Here is a 19,164-nt window from a genome sequence, read left to right as displayed (position 1 = left end):
CGTTTATGATCGGTTTGCACCGAAACGGAGACGAGACCCATGCAGCGAACCCGGGAAGAAGCGATCAACGGGCTACTACGGGAGCAGCGCGAAGCGCTGATTCTGGAGCGATTGCGCACGCATGGTCGCGTGCTCGCGGCCGAGCTTGCCGCCGAGCTGCAGATCTCCGAGCACACGGTGCGTCGCCATCTGCGCGATCTCGCGGATCAAGGCCACTGCAAGCGGGTGTATGGCGGTGCGCTGCTGATGTCGCCAGCAGACAAACCCGCGGCGCTGCGCATGCACGAGGCCGTCGATCGCAAGGCACGCCTTGCCGCGGCGGCCGTGTCGATCGTTCGTCCGAAGCAGATCGTGCTGCTCGACGCGGGTTCGACGAACGTCGCGATCGCGGCGGCGCTGCCCGACAACGCCGGCCTGACCGTCGTCACCAATTCGCCCGACGCGTGCGCGCGGCTGCTGAACCGACCGGGGATCGACGTGATACTGATCGGCGGCCGCATCGCCGGGGGCGCGGCGGGCTCGCTCGGCGCGACCGCGCTGCTGCAGGTCCAGCAGATCCGCGCGGATCTCTGTTTTCTCGGCGCCTGCGCCTTCGATCCCGACGAAGGCGTCGCCGCATTCCACGCTGAAGATGCAGAACTGAAACGCGCGATGGTCAAAGCGAGCGGCCAGATCGCCATCGCGCTGACCTCGGAAAAGCTGATTACGGCGGCGCCGTTCGCGGTAGCGCCGGCTTCGTCGGTCGATTATCTGTTCGTCGAAGCGGACGTACCGGGCGCGCGTATCGCGAGCCTCGAGGCCGTCTGCGATAACGTGATGGTGGCACGCCCATGAACTCACTCGTCAGGGAACGCATCGCGACGCTCGCCGTCTTTCTCGCCAACGGTTTCGGCATCGGCGCATGGGCGGTCGAGGTGCCGCGCATCAAGGAAAGCCTGGCGCTCAGCGACACCTCGCTCGGCATCGCGCTGTTCTGCTTCGCGCTCGGCGCCATCGTTGCGATGCCGCTCGCGGGACAGCTCGCGCCGCGCGTCGGCAGCGGCCGCGCCACCGCGCTGCTCGGCGCGGCATTCGCGATCGCGCTGCCGTTGCCCGCGGTCGCGCCCGGCATGCTGACGTTGTGCGTGGTGCTGTTTGCGCTCGGCGCGTCGAATGGCGCGCTCGACGTGTCGATGAACGGACATGCGAGCGCGATCGAAACACGCTGGCGCGCGCCGATCATGTCGTCGTTTCATGCCGCGTGGAGCGCGGGCGGCCTGCTTGGCGCGGCGGGCGGCGCGATGCTGCAGAAAGGCGGCGTCGGCGTCCTGGGCGGGCTGCTCGTCCCCGATCTGTTCATTGCGGCCCTGATCATTTTCGCTGCAGGGTTTGCGCTACGCGATATCGGTCCGCGCGCGGCCGCCGCGTCGAGCGGCTTCGCATGGCCCGACAGCGCCGTGATGAAACTGGCGCTGCTCGCGTTCATGTGCATGCTCGTGGAAGGCGCGGTGGCCGACTGGAGCGCGGTGTACCTGCGCTCCACGTTGAATCAGGAAGCGAGCATTGCCGCGATCGGCTACTCCGCGTTCGCGTTTTCGATGGCGGCGTGCCGGATAGCAGGCGACGCATCGGTGCGACGCTTCGGCTCGAGCAAGGTCGTCGCGCTCGGCGGTCTGATCGCGTTCGCCGGACTCGCGCTGGTGCTGAGCCTGCCGACGGTGCTGACCGCCTGCGTCGGCTTCGCGATGGTCGGCATCGGTCTCGCGAATATCGTTCCGGTGATTTTCAGCGCGGCGGGCCGTTCGAGCGCGACGCCGGCGATCGGCGTGTCGATGGCGGCCACGTTCGGCTATGCGGGCTTTCTGGTCGGGCCGCCGCTGATCGGTTTCGGCGCCGGCGTGCTCGGCTTGCGCGCGGCCTTGGGTGTGCTCGTCATGGCCACGCTGATCGTGTCGCTGCTGGGCGGCAAGGCGGTGCGCGGCGCGCAACCCGCTTAGCCAGTGCTATTTCGCTTTCTTGTCGAGCACGGCAAGCGGCTTGCGAACGGGTAACGCATCGCGTCCCGCATGCTGACCCAATGGCCAGCTGAACGCGCCGAGCAGTGAGCTCGGCTGCGTGCCATCGTCGAGACCGGTGGCGGGCCACTCGTGTTTCGCGGGCACCCAGCGCGTGCCGAACACGTGATCCCACATCGGCAATAGCTGCGTGAAGTTGTGATTGAGATGCTCGGCGCGAATCGAGTGATGCAAACGGTGATACTGCGGATTGTTGACCCACGTGACGTAGCGGCCAAGGTCCACGCGCAAATTTAGATGCGCGAAGTAGTTGCCGAACATGAACACGATCGACGTCGCACCAACGATCCACGGCTCGACCTTGAACAGTACGCCGACGAGCGGATAAAGCAGGCAGCCCTTGATGAGCACTTCGATCCAGTGATGCCGCAACGTGATCGTCACGTTGAAATCCACCGCGCTATGGTGCAGCGAATGCAGCTTCCACAAGATGGGCCACGTGTGCTGCAAGCGATGAAACGCGTATTCGAGGCAATCGATCGTCAACAGTACGATCACGAACGAAGCGAGCGCGCCCCACCCGTGCGACACCAGCACCACCATGCCGCCGCCGAGTGCATTCACGATCGCGACGCTGGCGGCCGCGGTCAGCGGCTTCGTGGCTTCAACCAACGCCAGATACAGGCCCGCGTACGCCATGTTCAGACGCTGCCCCGCGCGCGATTGCAGCAATGCGGCCGGCCAGCGGCGCTCGAGCAACGCCCCCAGTCCCATCATGACCAGCACGAGCGCATAGCCTTGCAGCCACAGGCTCGCGTGGTGCAGCAATGCCGGAAACGGGCTCGACGCTAACATGGCATTCCCTGATGCAGCGGCTGCATACCGTGTAGAGGAGCGTTAGCATGATCTTCGCAGTCCGCTGGTCCGCGCGCAAGCGCCCTTTCGCTCGGGCCGCCGCGCATTCGGCTGCACCCGCAAGCACGGAAAAAATGGCGGGGTCATCGCTTCACGCCGTCACGATCGCGAGCGGACGTTACATACAGCCGTATCGTCCGCTCGCGTCGTCGTTGTTTGTCGACATCCGTTTGGTGGTGGCCCCGCCGTACTTCGCATGTTGCGCCAGGCTCCCCGAGCGCGAATCGCGAAGACGTTTGCTGCCGTCGGCATTTATTCACTGCGTGAAATTCCGGCTGCAACATGTGTAGTTCTTGTGCCGGACTTATTGCAACGGCTATGCCATGCTGCGACAAAGCGTTGCCACGCATGGACGGATACGTACCGATGCACTTCGAAGCGGGCCTGATCGCACGCGATGCATCGGAAATGAGACGCCGCGCGAATGTTCCGACGAGTTCGTGCTGGTGCGGACACATCGTTCGACGCGCGCGGGAATACCCGAACTCGGATTGACAGGTCAAGGTTTGCGACACGTTCGGCCAGGCTCGCCGGAGCGCGATGCGACGAAAGAGTACCTGGGTCAGGCGGACCGGCGTGTCGCAAAGTTGAGACGACAAATGGCTTACAGCAGCGCGGTCAATTGCGCGACCCGCAACACGAACTGCCGCAATTCAACGGCGGCAAGCGCCTTCTTCTGCGGCAGGTCTGCCAGCGATGCACTACCGGATCGAAGCGGCGCAACGAGAAAGCCGACGACACGCGCGTGAAGTCGAGCGGATAGCGCTCGAACTCGGGCCCCGTGCTGACGCCGTCTTTCGAGTAGTAGAGCGGTTGACCTTGCGGATTCTTGTGAAGGAACACGTCGTGTGCGGTCGAGCCTCGTACGATGCGCACCGCGAGCGGTTCTCGCGCCGCGTCTTTGCCGTTGTCGCTACTGGTGTCGAAGACGGCGCTCACGCGGTCGCCAGCTTTCAGATCGCGCGACAGATCGCGGCCGGGTCAAGACAACGAAGCAAGCATGTTCGATAGACGCCGGACATGGGCCTTGAATGCGTCGCTCGTTTCGCGGTTCGTGGTGGGATTCAGATGCGAGCTTTCGGCGAGTTCCGCCTGCTCGTGAAAATCGTTGGCGATTTTGCGCTTGATGTCGTCAGGCAGCGACCGCACGATGGAGACCAGCAAAGCCTCTTCGGCATGCAGCATGCCGAGAATCGAATGTGTGTCCATACGAGAACCTCCGGGGGGAACATCGTCGGTGCCGGCCGGCAGTGGCGCCGGCGCTCTTCATGTTACCCCGTTGATTCCGCGTCGTCTGACGTGCGCGTCACTCGGCGATCGAATAGCGCGACGGACGGGCGCGCGGCTGTTGTACCTCACGCTCGACGCGCGGACTCGCGCCGCGGATGAACAGGACCGCGCAAAACGCGATCATGGCCCAGATGCAAAGAAAGACGGTCAAAGCGCTCATGTCAGCTTCCGGAACTTCGGGACTGCGGGTTAGTACTGAGTTTGCTGCCGCGTTCGCCGTCAATGCAGCGTGGAGCGCTCGGGCGCACCGAACAGCAGCTCATCGATCAGGGCGGTGGTGAACGTCAGTTGCGTTTCGAGCGATTGGCGCGCGGCTCGCGCACCCGCTTCGTCGCTTCGGGCGACCGCCGCGTGTGCCTGCGTGGCGAGACGCAGGATGGCTTCGGAACCGCGTTGCAGTTCGCGCATTGCGATGTCGTCAGGACCCAGCGTCGGCTGATCCCATTCCGAGGTGGTGAGTTCAGGCAGGTCGGCGTCGAACCGGCGGGGTTTGTTGTGACGGGAAGACATCCGGGGCTCCTGACGGAAAAGCGCGATATACGCGACGGGACGAACTCAGTGTGCGCCGCCCCCCGGCGTTTCAATTCGCCGAACAGAAGCCGAATCTGAAGCTAATCCGGGGGCTTCGAGAAAAACGAGGGTTTTTACCGGGCAATCAGCGCTGGCGGGCCGCAAATCCCGTCGCCGGGGCGTCGGAATTTGCGGCAGCGGTAGGAAAACGTCTAGCTTGTGAAAGCGGAAAAGACTCGAGCGGCCTTAAGCTGCCGGAACCACGTCGATGCGCAATGCCTCGCCGCCGGCGGCAATCGCCAGCAGGTGATCGACGTTCGGATGGGCGCCCGGACGGTTGCGCGCGTCGTCCGTATGCTCGGCGAACAGCGCGAGGCCGTGTTCGGCCGCCTTCGCGTCGAGCGTGCCGAACGCGCCGCGCAGGTAGTTGTACACCGCGAGCGAGCCCTGCTTGCCCGGTTTGTTCTCGATGCTAGCGACCACGGCACCGCTGCCGTTGACCAGATCGATGCGTGCGATGCCGTCGATTGCCGGCATTCTGGCGAGATTTTCCTTGAAAACGTTGCTCGGTTCGATCATTGAAACCACTCCTTCCGTTCTAAAAATGCATGGCGGGCCGTATCTTATCCGATGGGCGGCGAGCGGGTGAATCTGCGGCCGCGACCTGGTTTTCCCAGCGAATGTTTCGCGCGGGCCATGACCTCGACAAACCAGAGATAGGGGTAGCAGCAATACCGGTAGCAGAAGTTGCCTTGTTAAGGAATCTCCGAGTCGGAACAATGCGGCATCGTGAAAGCGTTGATTGATAAGCCAGCAGGCGGGCAGCAATCGAGCATGCCGAAAAAAAGCCCGCTTGCGCGGGCAACCCTTCTCTGCGCAGCATCGCCACGCGCCAACATCTTCACCCCTTCGTCGCGCCAAACGTCAGTCCCGCGACAAAATGCTTCTGCATCGCGAAGAACATCATCACCGATGGCAGCGCCGCCAGAATCGATCCCGCCGAAACGAGATTCCACGCGGTCGTCCACTGCCCTTTCAGCGCGGCCACGCCGACCGTGATCGGCGCGGCGTCATCGCCTTGCGTCAGACACAGGGCCCAGAAATAGTCGTTCCACACGAACGTGAACACGAGGATCGCCAACGCCGCGAGCGCCGGACGAATCAGCGGCAGCACGATCCTGAAGAACACGGTCCATTCGTTCGCCCCTTCGATGCGCGCCGCCTCGACCAGTTCGAACGGCAGCTGCTTGATGAAGTTGCGCAGAAACAGCGCACAAAAGCCGGTTTGGAACGACACATGAAACAGAATCAGCGCGCTCACGGTATTGAACAGCCCGAGTTGCAACGACAGATCGCGCACCGGAATCATCAACACCTGGATCGGCACGAAGTTGCCCGCGACGAACGTCGCGAACAACGTGGAATTGCCACGAAAGCGATAGATCGCCAATGCAAAGCCCGCCATCGCCGCGAGTGCGATCGAGCCCACTACCGAAGGCACCGTGATCAGCACGCTGTTCCAGAAATAATGCAGCATCGGCGACGTCGTCAACGCCTCGCGATAGTTGTCGAACATCGCGAAGCGCTTCGGCCATCCCCAGTAATTGCCCTCGCTTAGTTCTTCGGTCGAACGCACGGACGTAACCAGCACCGCGATCATCGGCAACAGCCAGATCAGGAGTGCAATCGGCAACGTCAGTTTGTATGCACGGCGCGTGGCCGGCTTCCATTTGTCGATCGGAATCGGAAACATCAGCGGCTCCTTATTGCTCGGCGCGCAGCATCCGCCGCAGGTGATAGACGATGTACACGAGCATGATGCCGAACAGCACCACCGCGATCGCCGCCGAATAGCCGATGCGGTAATACTTGATTGCCTGGTCGTACATGAAGTAGGCAAGCACCGTCGAGCTTTCGAACGGACCGCCGCCCGTCATCACCGAAATCAGATCGAAGCTGCGCAGCGCGCCGATGATCGTCACGACGATCGCCATGAACGTCGTGGGCCGCAACTGCGGCAGGATCACATGCCACAGCATCGACCAGCCCTGCGCGCCTTCCATTCGCGCGGCTTCGATCTGCTCGGCGTTCAACGTGGTCAAGCCGGTCAGATAAAGAATCATGCAATACGCGGTTTGCGGCCACAGTGCCGCGAACACGATGCCGAAAGTCGCATAGCGCGGATCGCCGAGCACCGGCACGCCGCGGCCGAGCATCATCGCGAGCAGGCCGAAGGTCGGATCGTAGAACCACGAAAAGATCAGCCCGACCACCACGCCCGACAACACGAACGGCGCGAAAAACAGCGACTTGACGATGCGGATACCGGCCACCGCCTGGTTCAGATACAGCGCGACGGCGAGCCCCATTGGCGGTGCGAGCAGGAACAGCACGAGCCAGATCAGGTTGTTCCTCAGCGCCGTATAGAACGTCGGCGTATGGACCAGCTCGATATAGTTCGCGAGACCGATGAAGGTCGGCTCGGTCATCCCGTCCCAGTTGAAGAAGCTCAGGCGGATCGTCGAGAGAATCGGCCACACCACGTACACGGCCACCATGAAGCAGGCCGGCGCGAGAAACAGGAACGCGGCGCGCCGCTGCCGCCGCGCGGTCGGCGTCGGGCCGCGCCGGCGCGACGCGACCAGTGCGCCGCCAAGCGCGCCGCCCGGCGCCGGCAAGCTCGGCCCACCGGATTCAACAGGACCGTCGACGCTATGACGGCTGACGGAATGCGACACGATCAATCTCCCGATCCGATCTGATACAACGGGATGCATCGGACAGCGGCCTTGCGGCCGCCGCCGCTCACTTCTTGTAGATACGCTGACGCGTCTGCTCGAGCTGCGCGAGGATGTCGTCGAGTTTCGACGGATCGGAGACGAACCGCTGCATCCCCTTCATCCCTTCGTCGGCCATTTCCTTCGTCATGTCGCGATCGTAGAACTGCGCGATACCGCCCTTCGTATTCGACAGGATCTGGAAACCGATCTTCGAAATCGGTTCTTCAGGCTCCGGCGATTTGCTATTCGCCGACAACGAGCCGAGCCCCTGTGCGAGTTGTTCGCCGATCTCGGGCGTCGCGACGAAAGCAAGGAACGTGTGTGCATCGGTCTTGTTCTTCGCCTTCGACGGAATATGCAGCGATTCGACCGGCCCATCTTCGGCGGTCGGCACCTTGGAGTCGATGATCGGGAACTGGAAGTAGCCCATTTGCGGCTTCACGTTGTCCGGAAAACCGGCCGCAATGAACGTCCCCATCAGCATCATGGCCGCCTTGCCCTGGAACAGGAACGGCTGCACCGCGTCGAGATCGTAGGACAGTGAATTGTTGATGAAGTAGCCGTCGTCGATTAGTTGCTTCCATGTCGTATAGACTTTCTTCACACGCGGATCGGTGTACGGAATCTCGCCGGCCATCAGCTTCTGATGGAACGCGTTGCCGTTCAGACGCAGATCGAGGTAATCGAACCAGCCGGCCAGCGTCCACGCATCGCGGCCCGCCACCGCGATCGGCGTAATGCCCGCGGCCTTGAGCTTTTTCGAGGCGTCAAGAAACTCGTCCCATGTTTTTGGCTCGCCCTTGATGCCGGCCTTCTCGAACAGATCCTTGCGATAGAACATCCCCCACGAGTAGTACACGGTCGGCGCGGCATACTGCTTGCCCTTGTACGACGACGCTTCCTTCGTCGACGCATACATGCCGTTCCAGCCGTTCTTCTGCCAGTCGCCACTCAGATCATCGAACAGACCACGCTGCGCGTAATAGGCCATCCGTTCGCCGTCGTGCCAGTTGACGATATCGGGTGCGACAGTCGAAAGCCAACCCGGCAACTGAACCTTGTAGGCCTCCTCGTCGATGAACGACACCTTCACGTCGACATCGGGATGCGCCTTCTTGAACTCGTCGACCACCTGCTGCCACACCGCGCGCTGGCTCGCGCCCTTGTACGCGATGTTCAGCGCGAGTGTGCCCGCCTGTGCGGTGCTGACGACGGAGGTCCCCGCGGCGACCGCGGCTAGCGCGAGCGCCAACAGAATCTTGCGTGGTTTCAGTTTCATCCTGACTGTCTCCTTTATGCCAAGGTTTTTGCGACGTTGTCGCTTCTGTTTCGAATGACTGCGTGGAGTTGCTACGACTGGACTTCTATTACGAGCGGTAGATCGCTACACCTTGCGGCGCCAACTCGCGTGAACCTATCACAAAAGCGTCGTCGGGAATGTGGTCGAGCGTGCGGGCTTGATCGCCATAGTTGAACACATAGGTCAGCGCGCCGCGTCGGCTGATGCGCACGCTGTCGCCGAGCGCCTGCGTTTCGAGGCCCGCTTCCTGTGCGATCTGCGCGAACAGATGCACCGTTAGCGCGTCGTCGAACAGGCTCGCGAGGTAGTGGAACGCGCCGCTTCGCACGTACGCGGGATGACCGTCCGTGAAACGCGCGCGCACGTCGAACGAGGATGATGCGTCGCTGTCGATGAAATCGCGCCAGTGTCGCGCGAAGCCATCGGCGGCACCGCCCTGCTGTTCGAGCACTACCGCTTCGGTCACGTTCGGCCGCATCGATTCGACGCGCCACACGCGCAGCGGCAACACCGACGTCAATGCGCCAGGCGGCAGATTCGCCGGAATCCGCAGGTCGCGCGTCTTCGATCCAGTACGTGGGCCGAGCACGAATTGCGCGCCCGAGCGCGCGAGACGTTCGGCGAAATCGTCGGGCACCATCGGCAGCGGCGGCACGACGACGAGGCTATAGCCATCGAACGATGCATCGGCCGGCACGACATCGACGTCGAGTCCGAGCGAGCGCAAAGCCGAGTAGTACTCGAACGCGAAGCGCGGATAGTGAAAATCCGCGCCCTGCGGATGAATCTCGAACAGCCACTTCGCTTCGTAGTCGTAGACGAGCGCGACTTTCGAGCGGATCGACGCATTCGCATCGGCATTCGCGGCGAGCACCGTCTGGATTTCCGACGCCACCTGCGAGGCTTCATTGCCGCCGACGTCGAGCCGGTTATCGGGCGTATTGAGCCCCGCATGCATCTGCTCCTGCGCGAACGGCGCCTGACGCCAGCGGAAATACGACACGCAGCCAGCGCCGTGCGCGAACGCTTCCCAGCTCCACAGCCGCACCATGCCCGGCAGCGGCGCCGGGTTCCACTGCGCCCAGTTCACCGGCCCCGGCTGCTGCTCCATCACCCACAGCGGCAGCTTCGACATACCGCGATACACGTCGTGATTGAACGACGCGAAATCCGGATGACCGGTACGCAACCAGCGCGCCTTGAGGTCCGGCGCGAACCACTGTTCTTCGAGCGCGCCGAGCGGATAGCTGTCCCACGTCGCGACGTCGAGATCGGCCGCGACCTTGTAGTGATCGAATTCGGTGAAGAGCTGCATGAAGTTGTGCGCGACCGGCCGGCCCGGCGAATGCGCGCGAATGATCTCGACCTGCATGCGGTTGTAGCGCGCCACTTCGTCGGATGCGAAGCGCCGGTAGTCGAGCCGATGCGACGGATGCGCCTCGGTCACGGTGCCGACCGGCGCGTCGATTTCTTCGAAGCCGCGGTACTCCATGCTCCAGAACACCGTGCCCCATGCTTCGTTCAACGCCTCGATCGTGCGATAACGTGCTTTCAGCCACTCGCGAAAGCGCGCGAGCGCGGCCGGCGAATAGCTGACCACCGTGTAATGACAGCCGAATTCGTTATCGGTCTGCCAGAAAGCGACCGCCGGATGCTTGCCGTAGCGCTCGGCCACCGCCGTGCAGATACGGCGCGACGCCTCGAAATACGCGGGCGACGAGAAGTCGTAATGACGCCGCGAGCCGAACGCGCGTGGGCGTCCATCGGCGCCGACCGGCAGGATATCCGGATGACGATCGATCAGCCACTTCGGCGGTGTCGCGGTCGGCGTACACATGACGACCTTCAGGCCAGCCGCGCCGAGCACGTCGACGGCGCGATCGAGCCAGCCCCAATCGTATTCGCCGGGCGTCGGCTCGATCCGGCTCCACGCGAATTCTGCAATTCGCACCTGCTCGATGCCGAGCGCTTTCATCCGGCGCGCGTCGTCTTCCCACATCGACTCGGGCCAGTGCTCCGGGTAATAACAGACTCCTAAACGCATCCCTGTGTCCCCAATGTTCTTCAAGCGTAGTGTTCGACGGATTCGAGCGACGCGGCCGCGAAGCCGTCCTCGGTAAACAGATGACAGGCGGTACGTGGCACCCGCAGGCTCGCGCGATCGCCTGGGGCGAGGCGCGTGTTGCCCGGCGCCTTCGCGATCAGCACGGCCCCGCCGGGTTGATCGAGGTGCACGTAGCTGTGTTCGCCAAGCTGCTCGACGAGCGATACGGTGCGCGCGAGCACGCCGTCTTGCGACGCGGCCGATGCATCGACGAACTCCAGATGCTCGGGACGCACGCCGAGCGTGACCGGCTTCGCTGGCTGCAAGCCCACGCTGCTGACCGGCACGCGCACGTTCTCGCCGGTGTGATCGAGCGTGACGAGCACGCCTTGCGCGTCGAGCGAGGCCACTTTGCCCGGCAGGAAATTCATTCGCGGCGAGCCGATAAAGCCGGCCACGAAGCGGCTTTTCGGGCGGTGATACAACTCGAGCGGCGCGCCGATCTGCGCGATGCTGCCGTAGCGCTCGGTGTCCTTGCCCGAATGCAGCAGCACGATCTTGTCGGCGAGCGTCATCGCTTCGATCTGATCGTGCGTCACGTAGACCACGCTCGCCTTCGCGAACTGCTTATGCAGGCGTGCGATCTCGACGCGCGTTTGTCCGCGCAAGGTTGCATCGAGATTGGACAGCGGTTCGTCGAACAGAAACACGCCGGGCTCGCGCACGATCGCGCGGCCGATCGCGACGCGCTGCCGCTGCCCGCCCGACAGCGCCTTCGGCTTGCGCTCGAGCAGTGCCTCGAGTTGCAGGATGCGCGCGGCTTCACGCACCTTGCGCTCGATTTCATCCTTCGGGGTCTTCGCGAGTTTCAGGCCGAACGCCATGTTCTCGAACACGCTCATGTGCGGAAACAGCGCATAGCTCTGGAACACCATTGCGACGCCGCGTTGCGCGGCCGGCACGTCGTTGACGATCTTCCCGCCGATCGACAGGTCGCCGTCGGTCACGTCTTCGAGTCCGGCGATCATGCGCAGCAGCGTGGATTTGCCGCAGCCCGACGGGCCGAGAAACACGCAGAACTCGTTTTCGCCGATGTCCAGATCGACGTTGCGAATCACTGGCGCACCGTCGCCATACGCCTTCTGCACGCCTCGTAACGAAATGCTCGCCATTGCATCGACTCCGTGATTTAATCGGCGCGAAGTCGGAGATTAAGCGCTTAATCAGCGTGACCGAAAAAATCGACCGCAAGGCGATCGTTGGGTCTGTCTCCGATATCGTTCTGTACTTGGTTCGAGGGCAGATGTTGCCGCGCCTCGCGCCGCGACGCAAATGCCGGACAGCCATCCCAAATACTGACCTTGTCATGCCTACACTCAGCGAAGTCGCGCGTCACGCCGGCGTCACGCCTGCCACGGTGTCCAACGTGCTGCGCAATCGCGGCCGCGTCGGCGAAACGACGCGGCAACGCGTGCTCGACGCGGTCGCGGCGCTCGGCTATCGCCCGCATCTCGCCGCGCGCGCGCTCGCCGAAGGCCGCGCGCCGACGCTTGCGCTGATGGTCTCGAGCATCGCGAATCCGTTCTATCCCGAGTTCGCGCTCGCGGTCGAACGCGCCGCGCGCGCGAGCGGCCACTTCGTGATCATCTGCAATACGAACGAGGATCCGCTGAGTGGCCGCGCGTACCTCGACCAGATCGCCGGCACGCTTTCCGAAGGTGTGCTCGTGACCAACGCGAACCTGGATTTCGCCGATCTGCACAAGACCGAAGCGCGCGGCACACCAGTCGTGCTGTGCATGTGGGAGCGGCCCAGCGAGCCGCCCGGGTTGCCGTGCGTCGCGGTCGATTTCAGGCTGGCCGGCAAGCTGGCCGGCGAGCATCTGCTCGAACTCGGGCATCGGCGCTTTGGTGCGATCGTCGGCAGCAAGGCGTCGGGCATTCACGCGGCGCGCTACGAGGGTTTCGTCGACGCGTTGCGTGCGGCCGGCGTGACGAGGAATCGCGTGCGGCACGCGGTCGACACGATCCACGGCGGCTACCTTGCGACGCGCGCGCTGCTCGAAGCCGATCCGCAGCTGAGCGCGATCTTCGCGACCAACGACCTGCCCGCGCTCGGCGCGATGCACGCGGCCGCGGACCTCGGCCTGCGCGTGCCGCACGATCTGTCTGTGATCGGCATCACCGACATCCAGCTCGCGCGCGAGTCGCGTCCCGCGCTGACGACGGTGGCGGTACCGACGGTCGAGGTAGCGGGACTTGCGGTGGAACTGCTGCGCGAGCTGATCGAGACGTCCTACGGGCAAGCTGGACGCGCCGTGGGGGACGTGCCAGCGCACGTGCCGATGCGGATTTCGTCCGAGCCGAAACTGGTCGTGCGCGCATCGACGGCCGCGCCCCGCTCGCGTTGATGTGGCAGTAGCAGCCACGACGCAACGTGTAGTCGCCGACGCTCAGCCGGCTTGCCGCGCATCAACTCGCGCGACGAGGCACGCGCGCACCGACCGCCAACGCAATGCAGGCCAAGCCCGCGGACACCGCCGCGAACGCGACGTTGGCCCACAAATGCCCGACCCGTGTCGACAGCAGCGCTATGCCGACCGCCGGCAACGAGTTGCCGGTGTAACAGCACAGCAGATACGCCGATAGCAATTCGGCGCGTTGGTCCGCGGGCGCGATCCGGTTGACCTCCTGCAAGCTGCCGCGAAACCCGAGCGCGGCTGCGATGCCACACAACGCCGTCGCCGCGCTCAGCACCACGATCGACGCGGCGACCTGCGCCCAGAGCAGCAACGCCAGACTCGGCGGCAACAGCCAGAGACCGGCGAACATCGCGGTGCGGGCGGCGAGTTTCGACGTGACCATCACCGTGATCGTGCTCGCGGCGAACAGTTCGGCGACGAGCGCCCCGCTCAGCGCGGGGCTGTGCAGATGCATGCTGTTCGCGATCAGATTGGGCAGCAGCGCCGCGAAAAAGCCGAGCAGCGCGAAGGTCGCGAATGCGGTGACGGCAGGCACGACGAATGCCACGCGCAATCGCGCGGGTACGCCGATGCGCGGCGCGAACGACACCTGTGCAAACGTCCGGGCGCGCTCCTGCACGGTTTCACATGCGAGCGCCGACAACGCCGCGGTGAACAGAAGCGTCAACAGATAAACGACGAACACCGTGTGCAACGGCCAGGGCGCGAACTGCGCGAGCAGTCCGGTCAGCAGCGGCCCCACTCCGAGCCCGGCCAGATTGACCGCCGCGGCAAGACGGCTGGCGGGCGCCTTGTCGGCGCCGGCGTGCAATTCCGCGATCCACGCGGTCGCCGTGGCGGCACCGACGCCGATCGCAAGTCCGCTTGCCGCTCGGGCGACGAACAGCCACGTCGCATGCGTGGCGAATAGAAAGCACATCGTGCTCGCGATCGCGGCTGCGAGCACCAGCAGAGTGACCGATCGACGGCCGGCCTGGTCGGATACGCGACCGAATAGAAACAACGCGCCGAGGTTGCCGATCACGTAGGTCGCGTACACGAGCGTGATCGTCAGCTCGGACAAGCCGAACCGGCGTTGATAGAGCGGATAAAGCGGCGTGACCATCGTGCTGCCCGCGTACAGAACGCCGATCACGAGCGCGGCGGCGCTCAGCGATGCACGGGAGCCGAGTCGTCGCTGCCACCAATGCGAAGGCATGGGTCTCTCCGACAGGTTCACGTTCTGTCGACGCGAGCAAGTGCCGTTCCGCCGCGACCTCGCCTCCGGATTCAGCGAACACTGAAAAAGCGCGTTACGTGCCGCGAAATGTGTTTAAAAGCCATCGCTCAAGCTTCAAATAGCTTTCAGTCGATCCAGGACTTTCCCGAAGCACAAACGCGCTGCTTTGCACCGCAACACGCCTTCAAAGCCTTACCACGCGAGCCTTTCAGCCTGCACGCGGGGCGCCGCGCGGCAAATTTCCGCTTTCGCATTACCTTGACGATCGGCTGCGCGCCTGCTGTACTAAATCAACCAAAGTGATTTAGGTGATTTCGTTCGGACCACGTCGAATCGAAGCGTCATCGCCGAACGTCGACCCAGCAACTTTGCAGTTTCGATCTATCAGCAGTCTCACACGTCGTTGCCAATAACTGGAGGAGCGTCTCATGAATCTGAATTTCCACAGGCGTCCTGTCGTCAGGACAATCGTATCGATGTGTGCCGCGGCAGCGGCGCTGTGGTGCGCGAGCGCGAGTCAGGCCGCCGACCAGCCCGTCATCGGCCTGATCACGAAGACCGATACGAACCCGTTCTTCGTCAAGATGCGCCAGGGCGCGGACGCGACCGCGTCGAAAGACGGCGCGAAACTGATCACGGCCGCCGGCAAGTTCGACGGCGACAACGCGAGCCAGGTCACCGCGATCGAAAACATGATGACGGCCGGCGCGAAAGCGATCCTGATCACGCCGAGCGACACCAAGGCGATCGTGCCGAGCATCAAGAAGGCGCGCGCGGCCGGCGTGATGGTTGTCGCGCTCGATACGCCGACCGATCCGCAGGACGCGACCGACGCCCTCTTTGCGACCGACAACTTCAAGGCCGGCGTGCTGATCGGCAAATATGCGAAGGCCGCGCTGAACGGCAAACCCGCGAAGATCGCCACGCTCGATCTCGCACCGGGCGTGTCGGTCGGCGTACTGCGTCACAACGGCTTCCTCGAAGGCTTCGGTGTCAAGGAAGGCGATGCGTCGATCGTCTGCAGCCAGGACACGCGCGGCGATCAGGCGAAAGGCCAGACCGCGATGGAAAACTGCCTGCAGAAGGCACCCGATATCAACGTGGTCTACACGATCAACGAACCGGCCGCGGCCGGCGCGTATCGCGCGCTGAAGGCAGCGGGCAAGGACAAGGGCGTGATGATCGTGTCGATCGACGGCGGCTGCGAAGGCGTGCGCAATGTGAAGGCCGGCGCGATCGCGGCGACCTCGCAGCAGTATCCGCTGAAGATGGCCTCGCTCGGCGTCAGCGCCGGCGTCGATTACGCGAAGACCGGCAAGAAAGTCTCCGGGTATCAGGACACCGGCGTCACGCTGATCACCGATAGACCGATGTCCGGCGTCGATAGCAAGGACACGAAGTTCGGCCTCGATAACTGCTGGGGCAAGTAACGCGCATTGCACAGCGGCCCGTTGCGCGTCGTAGCGGGCCGCCATCTGATTCGCCGCGTGACCTTCAGGTCACGCTCATGTACCGAGGACTGCCATCATGTCGACTCCTTCCGCGCCCGCCGGCCGCCCGCGCCCGTCTTTCTCCGAGCATCTGCCATCGCTGACCGAAATCGGACCGTTGATCGCGCTGGTGCTGGCCTGCGCATTCTTTATTTCGCAGAGCAGCCGCTTTCTGTCGTTCCAGAACCTGTCGCTGATCCTGCAACAGACGATGGTCGTCGCGGTCATCGCGATCGGCCAGACGCTGATCGTGCTGACCGGTGGCATCGATCTGTCCTGCGGCATGGTGATGGCCTTCGGCTCGATCATCATGACCAAGTTCGCGGTCGTGCTCGGCGTGCCACCCATTCTCGCAATCCTATGCGGCATCGGCGCCAGCACATTGTTCGGCTTACTGAACGGTCTGTTGATCACACGCATCAAACTTCCCGCGTTCATCGTCACGCTGGGTACGCTGAACATCGCGTTTGCGCTCACGCAGATCTACTCGAACGCGGAAAGCGTGTCGAACCTGCCCGACGCGATCATGTTCTTCGGCAGCACGTTCAGGCTCGGACCGGCGGAAGTCACGTACGGCACCGTGCTGACGCTGCTGATGTATCTGGCCACGTGGTTCGTGCTGCGCGACACGGTGCCCGGCCGGCATCTGTACGCGCTCGGCAACAACGCCGAGGCCGCGCGGCTGATGGGCCTGTCGTCGCAGCGGATTCTGCTGATCGTCTACACGCTCGCCGGCGCGATCTATGGCATCGCCGCGCTGCTGTCGGTAGCGCGCACCGGCGTCGGCGACCCGCAGGCCGGGCAAACCGAGAACCTCGACAGCATCACCGCGGTCGTGCTCGGCGGCACGAGTCTGTTCGGCGGACGCGGGTCGATCGTCGGCACCTTGCTCGGAGCGCTGATCGTCGGCGTGTTCCGTAACGGCCTGACGCTGATCGGTGTGTCCTCGGTGTACCAGGTCTTGATCACCGGCATCCTCGTGATTCTCGCGGTCGCCGCCGATAAACTCTCGCACCGCGGCCGTTGATCCCGCACAGGAGCCTTGTCATGCTGACCTCCACCTCCCCTTCCACGTCCGCCGGCATGCCGGTTCTGCAAGCACGCGGGCTCGTCAAACGATATGGCAACGTGACCGCGCTCGACGGTTGCGATTTCGAAGTGCTGCCGGGCGAAATCCTCGCGGTGATCGGCGACAACGGCGCGGGCAAATCGTCGCTGATCAAGGCGCTTTCCGGCGCCACGGTGCCCGACGAAGGCGAGATTCTGCTCGACGGCAAACCGGTCAAGTTCCGCAGTCCGCTCGATGCACGCGCGCAAGGAATCGAGACCGTGTACCAGGAACTCGCGGTCGCACCGGCGATGAGCATCGCCGAAAACCTGTTTCTCGCGCGCGAATTGCTGAAGCCAGGGTGGCGCGGCTCGCTGTTCAAGATGATCGACAAGCGCCGCATGCTCGACGAAGCGACCGCGGCCATGAAAGACTTGCAAATCGGCATCCGCTCGATGCGCCAGGCGGTCGAAACGCTGTCCGGCGGTCAGCGCCAGGGTGTCGCGGTGGCACGCAGCGCGGCGTTCGCGCGTCACGTGGTGATTCTGGACGAGCCCACCGCCGCGCTCGGCGTGAAGGAAGGCAACATGGTGCTCGAACTGATCCGGCGCGTGCGCGATCGTGGTTTGCCGGTGATCCTGATCAGCCACAACATGCCGCACGTGTTCGAGATCGCCGATCGCATCCATATTCAGCGGCTCGGCCGGCGCGCGGCGCTCGTCAATACGAAGGACGTGCACATGTCGGAAGCGGTCGCGATCATGACCGGCGCGAAGGAAGCCGACGTGAAGGCAATCGCGTGACGCGCCGCTCAACCCGCTGAGCCACGAGGCCGATACACGACGATGGACACTTCCAGCACCAGCCCGCGTTCGCCGGTCAAACGCACGGTCGGCTCGAACCAGGTCGGCATGCGGCAATTCAACGAGCGGATCGTGCTGCAAACGATCCGCTTGCATGGCCCGCTGCCGAAGGCCGAGGTCGGCCGCCTCACGCGTCTTTCGATGCAGACGGTGTCGATGATCGTCGATCGGCTGATCGCCGACGGCCTGCTCGAAAAACAGGCGCGCGTGCGCGGCAAGATCGGCCAGCCGTCGGTGCCGATCGCGTTGCGCCCGGACGGCGCGTACACGATCGGCATCAAGGTCGGACGCCGCAGTCTCGACGTGCTCGCGATGGACTTCGCCGGGCGCATCGTGTGCCGCGACGTGTTCGAGTATGCGTATCCCGACCCGCGAACGCTGTTCCCCGCGCTCGAAAGCAAACTCGCGCGCGTGAACCAGACCCTCGGTGCGAAGGCCGGCAAAGTGGTTGGCGTCGGCGTCGCGGCGCCGTTGTGGCTCGGCGGCTGGCGCGACTTTCTCGGCGCGCCGCCCGGCGCGCTCGAAGCCTGGAACGACATCGATCTGCGCGCGCGCATCGCGACGATAAGCGGCCTGCCCGTCGAGTTCGCCAAAGACACCACGGCCGCGTGCGCGGCCGAACTCGTGATGGGCCAGGGCCGCGGCATCCACAACTTTCTGTATCTGTTCGTCGGCACGTTCATCGGCGGCGGACTCGTGATCGACGGCCGTCTGCATGGCGGTCCGCACGACAACGCCGGCGCGGTCGGTTCGATCCCGCTGCGCGAAGGCAGCGCACGCAAACCGGCGCGGCAGTTGCTGCACGCGGCATCGGGCTTCGTGCTCGAACAACTGTTCAGCGATGCGGGCGCGCCCGCCGCCGCGGCGCACGATCATCGCGCGCTGTCGCCCGAGTTGTGGCGGCATACCGAGCAATGGCTCGATAGCGCATGCCCGGCGATCGCAAACGCGCTGACCAACGCGGCCGCGCTGCTCGATCTCGAAGCCGTCGTGATCGACGGCGAGTTCGACCGGCTATTGCTGCGCGAGATCATTCGCCGCACCGAGCGCGTGCTCGATCGTTTCGAATGGGAAGGGATGGTGCGGCCGCAATTGCTGGAAGGCGCGATCGGCGCCGACGCCCGCGCGATGGGCGGTGCGATTCTGCCGCTCTATGGGCATTTCGCACCGGTCCATGAGCTGTTTCTGAAGCCGGCGGCGTCGGAGGCGGGTTTTGACGAGCGGTAAGC

19 protein-coding genes and 1 pseudogene are annotated in these 19,164 nt (G+C 64.0%); 8 read left to right on the top strand and 12 right to left on the bottom strand.

The genetic code is table 11. From position 1 onward, the window contains the following. The first annotated feature begins 39 nt into the window (after positions 1 to 39). Both QFZ91_RS41500 and QFZ91_RS41495 read left to right on the top strand, forming a co-directional pair. The gene (locus tag QFZ91_RS41500; RefSeq protein WP_429570855.1) at positions 40 to 834 is read left to right on the top strand and encodes a DeoR/GlpR family DNA-binding transcription regulator; all 795 of its coding nucleotides are present in this window, start codon (positions 40 to 42) and stop codon (positions 832 to 834) included. Continuing rightward, on the top strand, positions 831 to 1,976 hold the full coding sequence (locus QFZ91_RS41495; protein WP_429570854.1) for an MFS transporter: 1,146 nt from the start codon (positions 831 to 833) through the stop codon (positions 1,974 to 1,976). The genes QFZ91_RS41500 and QFZ91_RS41495 overlap by 4 nt, the downstream gene beginning before the upstream one ends. A gap of 183 nt (positions 1,977 to 2,159) precedes the next feature. On the opposite strand, the pseudogene QFZ91_RS41490 reads toward QFZ91_RS41495, so the two are convergent. Continuing rightward, positions 2,160 to 2,597, bottom strand: a pseudogene (locus tag QFZ91_RS41490) (sterol desaturase family protein); the annotation flags it as partial. Positions 2,598 to 2,896: 299 nt separating this feature from the next. Between QFZ91_RS41490 and QFZ91_RS41485 the strand changes: the two are divergent. After that, a complete protein-coding gene (locus QFZ91_RS41485; protein WP_429570853.1) occupies positions 2,897 to 3,199 on the top strand; it encodes a hypothetical protein in 303 nt (100 codons plus the stop codon). Between the two features lie 328 nt (positions 3,200 to 3,527). Here the strand turns inward: QFZ91_RS41485 and QFZ91_RS41480 are convergent, their stop codons facing one another. The 10 genes from QFZ91_RS41480 to QFZ91_RS41435 all read right to left on the bottom strand — a co-directional run bounded on the left by QFZ91_RS41480 (position 3,528) and on the right by QFZ91_RS41435 (position 12,005). Next, on the bottom strand, positions 3,528 to 3,848 hold the full coding sequence (locus tag QFZ91_RS41480; RefSeq protein WP_429570852.1) for a hypothetical protein: 321 nt from the start codon (positions 3,846 to 3,848) through the stop codon (positions 3,528 to 3,530). Positions 3,849 to 3,890: 42 nt separating this feature from the next. After that, complete coding sequence (locus tag QFZ91_RS41475; RefSeq protein ID WP_176106509.1) at positions 3,891 to 4,118, bottom strand: hypothetical protein; 228 nt, start codon at positions 4,116 to 4,118, stop codon at positions 3,891 to 3,893. A 97-nt stretch (positions 4,119 to 4,215) separates the two neighbouring features. Beyond that, positions 4,216 to 4,359: a hypothetical protein gene (locus QFZ91_RS41470; RefSeq protein WP_176379374.1), complete on the bottom strand. Its 144-nt coding sequence runs from the start codon at positions 4,357 to 4,359 to the stop codon at positions 4,216 to 4,218. Between the two features lie 59 nt (positions 4,360 to 4,418). Continuing rightward, a complete protein-coding gene (locus QFZ91_RS41465; RefSeq protein ID WP_429570851.1) occupies positions 4,419 to 4,709 on the bottom strand; it encodes a hypothetical protein in 291 nt (96 codons plus the stop codon). A gap of 246 nt (positions 4,710 to 4,955) precedes the next feature. After that, on the bottom strand, positions 4,956 to 5,288 hold the full coding sequence (locus QFZ91_RS41460) for a DUF2322 family protein (RefSeq protein WP_429570850.1): 333 nt from the start codon (positions 5,286 to 5,288) through the stop codon (positions 4,956 to 4,958). Positions 5,289 to 5,610: 322 nt separating this feature from the next. Then, a complete protein-coding gene (locus QFZ91_RS41455) occupies positions 5,611 to 6,462 on the bottom strand; it encodes a carbohydrate ABC transporter permease (protein WP_368714879.1) in 852 nt (283 codons plus the stop codon). A gap of 10 nt (positions 6,463 to 6,472) precedes the next feature. After that, positions 6,473 to 7,447 carry a carbohydrate ABC transporter permease gene (locus QFZ91_RS41450; protein WP_429570849.1) on the bottom strand — a complete coding sequence of 325 codons (975 nt, stop codon included), beginning with the start codon at positions 7,445 to 7,447 and terminating at the stop codon, positions 6,473 to 6,475. Between the two features lie 67 nt (positions 7,448 to 7,514). Then, positions 7,515 to 8,768: an ABC transporter substrate-binding protein gene (locus QFZ91_RS41445; RefSeq protein ID WP_429570848.1), complete on the bottom strand. Its 1,254-nt coding sequence runs from the start codon at positions 8,766 to 8,768 to the stop codon at positions 7,515 to 7,517. Between the two features lie 88 nt (positions 8,769 to 8,856). Then, the gene (locus QFZ91_RS41440) at positions 8,857 to 10,833 is read right to left on the bottom strand and encodes a beta-galactosidase (protein ID WP_429570847.1); all 1,977 of its coding nucleotides are present in this window, start codon (positions 10,831 to 10,833) and stop codon (positions 8,857 to 8,859) included. Between the two features lie 20 nt (positions 10,834 to 10,853). Further along, the gene (locus QFZ91_RS41435; RefSeq protein ID WP_429570846.1) at positions 10,854 to 12,005 is read right to left on the bottom strand and encodes an ABC transporter ATP-binding protein; all 1,152 of its coding nucleotides are present in this window, start codon (positions 12,003 to 12,005) and stop codon (positions 10,854 to 10,856) included. A gap of 194 nt (positions 12,006 to 12,199) precedes the next feature. Between QFZ91_RS41435 and QFZ91_RS41430 the strand changes: the two genes are divergently transcribed. Continuing rightward, positions 12,200 to 13,243, top strand: a complete 1,044-nt coding sequence (locus QFZ91_RS41430) for a LacI family DNA-binding transcriptional regulator (RefSeq protein WP_368599134.1) — start codon at positions 12,200 to 12,202, stop codon at positions 13,241 to 13,243. Between the two features lie 61 nt (positions 13,244 to 13,304). Here the strand turns inward: QFZ91_RS41430 and QFZ91_RS41425 are convergent, their stop codons facing one another. Continuing rightward, positions 13,305 to 14,513: an MFS transporter gene (locus QFZ91_RS41425; RefSeq protein ID WP_429570845.1), complete on the bottom strand. Its 1,209-nt coding sequence runs from the start codon at positions 14,511 to 14,513 to the stop codon at positions 13,305 to 13,307. 449 nt (positions 14,514 to 14,962) lie between these two features. On the opposite strand from QFZ91_RS41425, the gene QFZ91_RS41420 reads away from it, so the two are divergent. The 4 genes from QFZ91_RS41420 to QFZ91_RS41405 all read left to right on the top strand — a co-directional run bounded on the left by QFZ91_RS41420 (position 14,963) and on the right by QFZ91_RS41405 (position 19,162). Next, positions 14,963 to 15,964 (top strand): sugar ABC transporter substrate-binding protein, encoded by a 1,002-nt coding sequence (locus QFZ91_RS41420; RefSeq protein ID WP_429570844.1) that lies wholly within the window; start codon positions 14,963 to 14,965, stop codon positions 15,962 to 15,964. A 97-nt stretch (positions 15,965 to 16,061) separates the two neighbouring features. Then, the gene (locus tag QFZ91_RS41415) at positions 16,062 to 17,051 is read left to right on the top strand and encodes an ABC transporter permease (protein WP_176106521.1); all 990 of its coding nucleotides are present in this window, start codon (positions 16,062 to 16,064) and stop codon (positions 17,049 to 17,051) included. Between the two features lie 20 nt (positions 17,052 to 17,071). Then, on the top strand, positions 17,072 to 17,875 hold the full coding sequence (locus QFZ91_RS41410; protein ID WP_429570843.1) for an ATP-binding cassette domain-containing protein: 804 nt from the start codon (positions 17,072 to 17,074) through the stop codon (positions 17,873 to 17,875). Between the two features lie 42 nt (positions 17,876 to 17,917). Beyond that, positions 17,918 to 19,162, top strand: coding sequence for an ROK family transcriptional regulator (locus tag QFZ91_RS41405; protein WP_429570842.1), 1,245 nt, complete (start codon positions 17,918 to 17,920; stop codon positions 19,160 to 19,162). Positions 19,163 to 19,164 lie beyond the last annotated feature (2 nt).

The organism is Paraburkholderia sp. JPY419 (genome assembly GCF_050435705.1).
Taxonomy (GTDB): domain Bacteria; phylum Pseudomonadota; class Gammaproteobacteria; order Burkholderiales; family Burkholderiaceae; genus Paraburkholderia; species Paraburkholderia youngii.
This window is presented reverse-complemented; position numbering and strand designations above follow the sequence as displayed.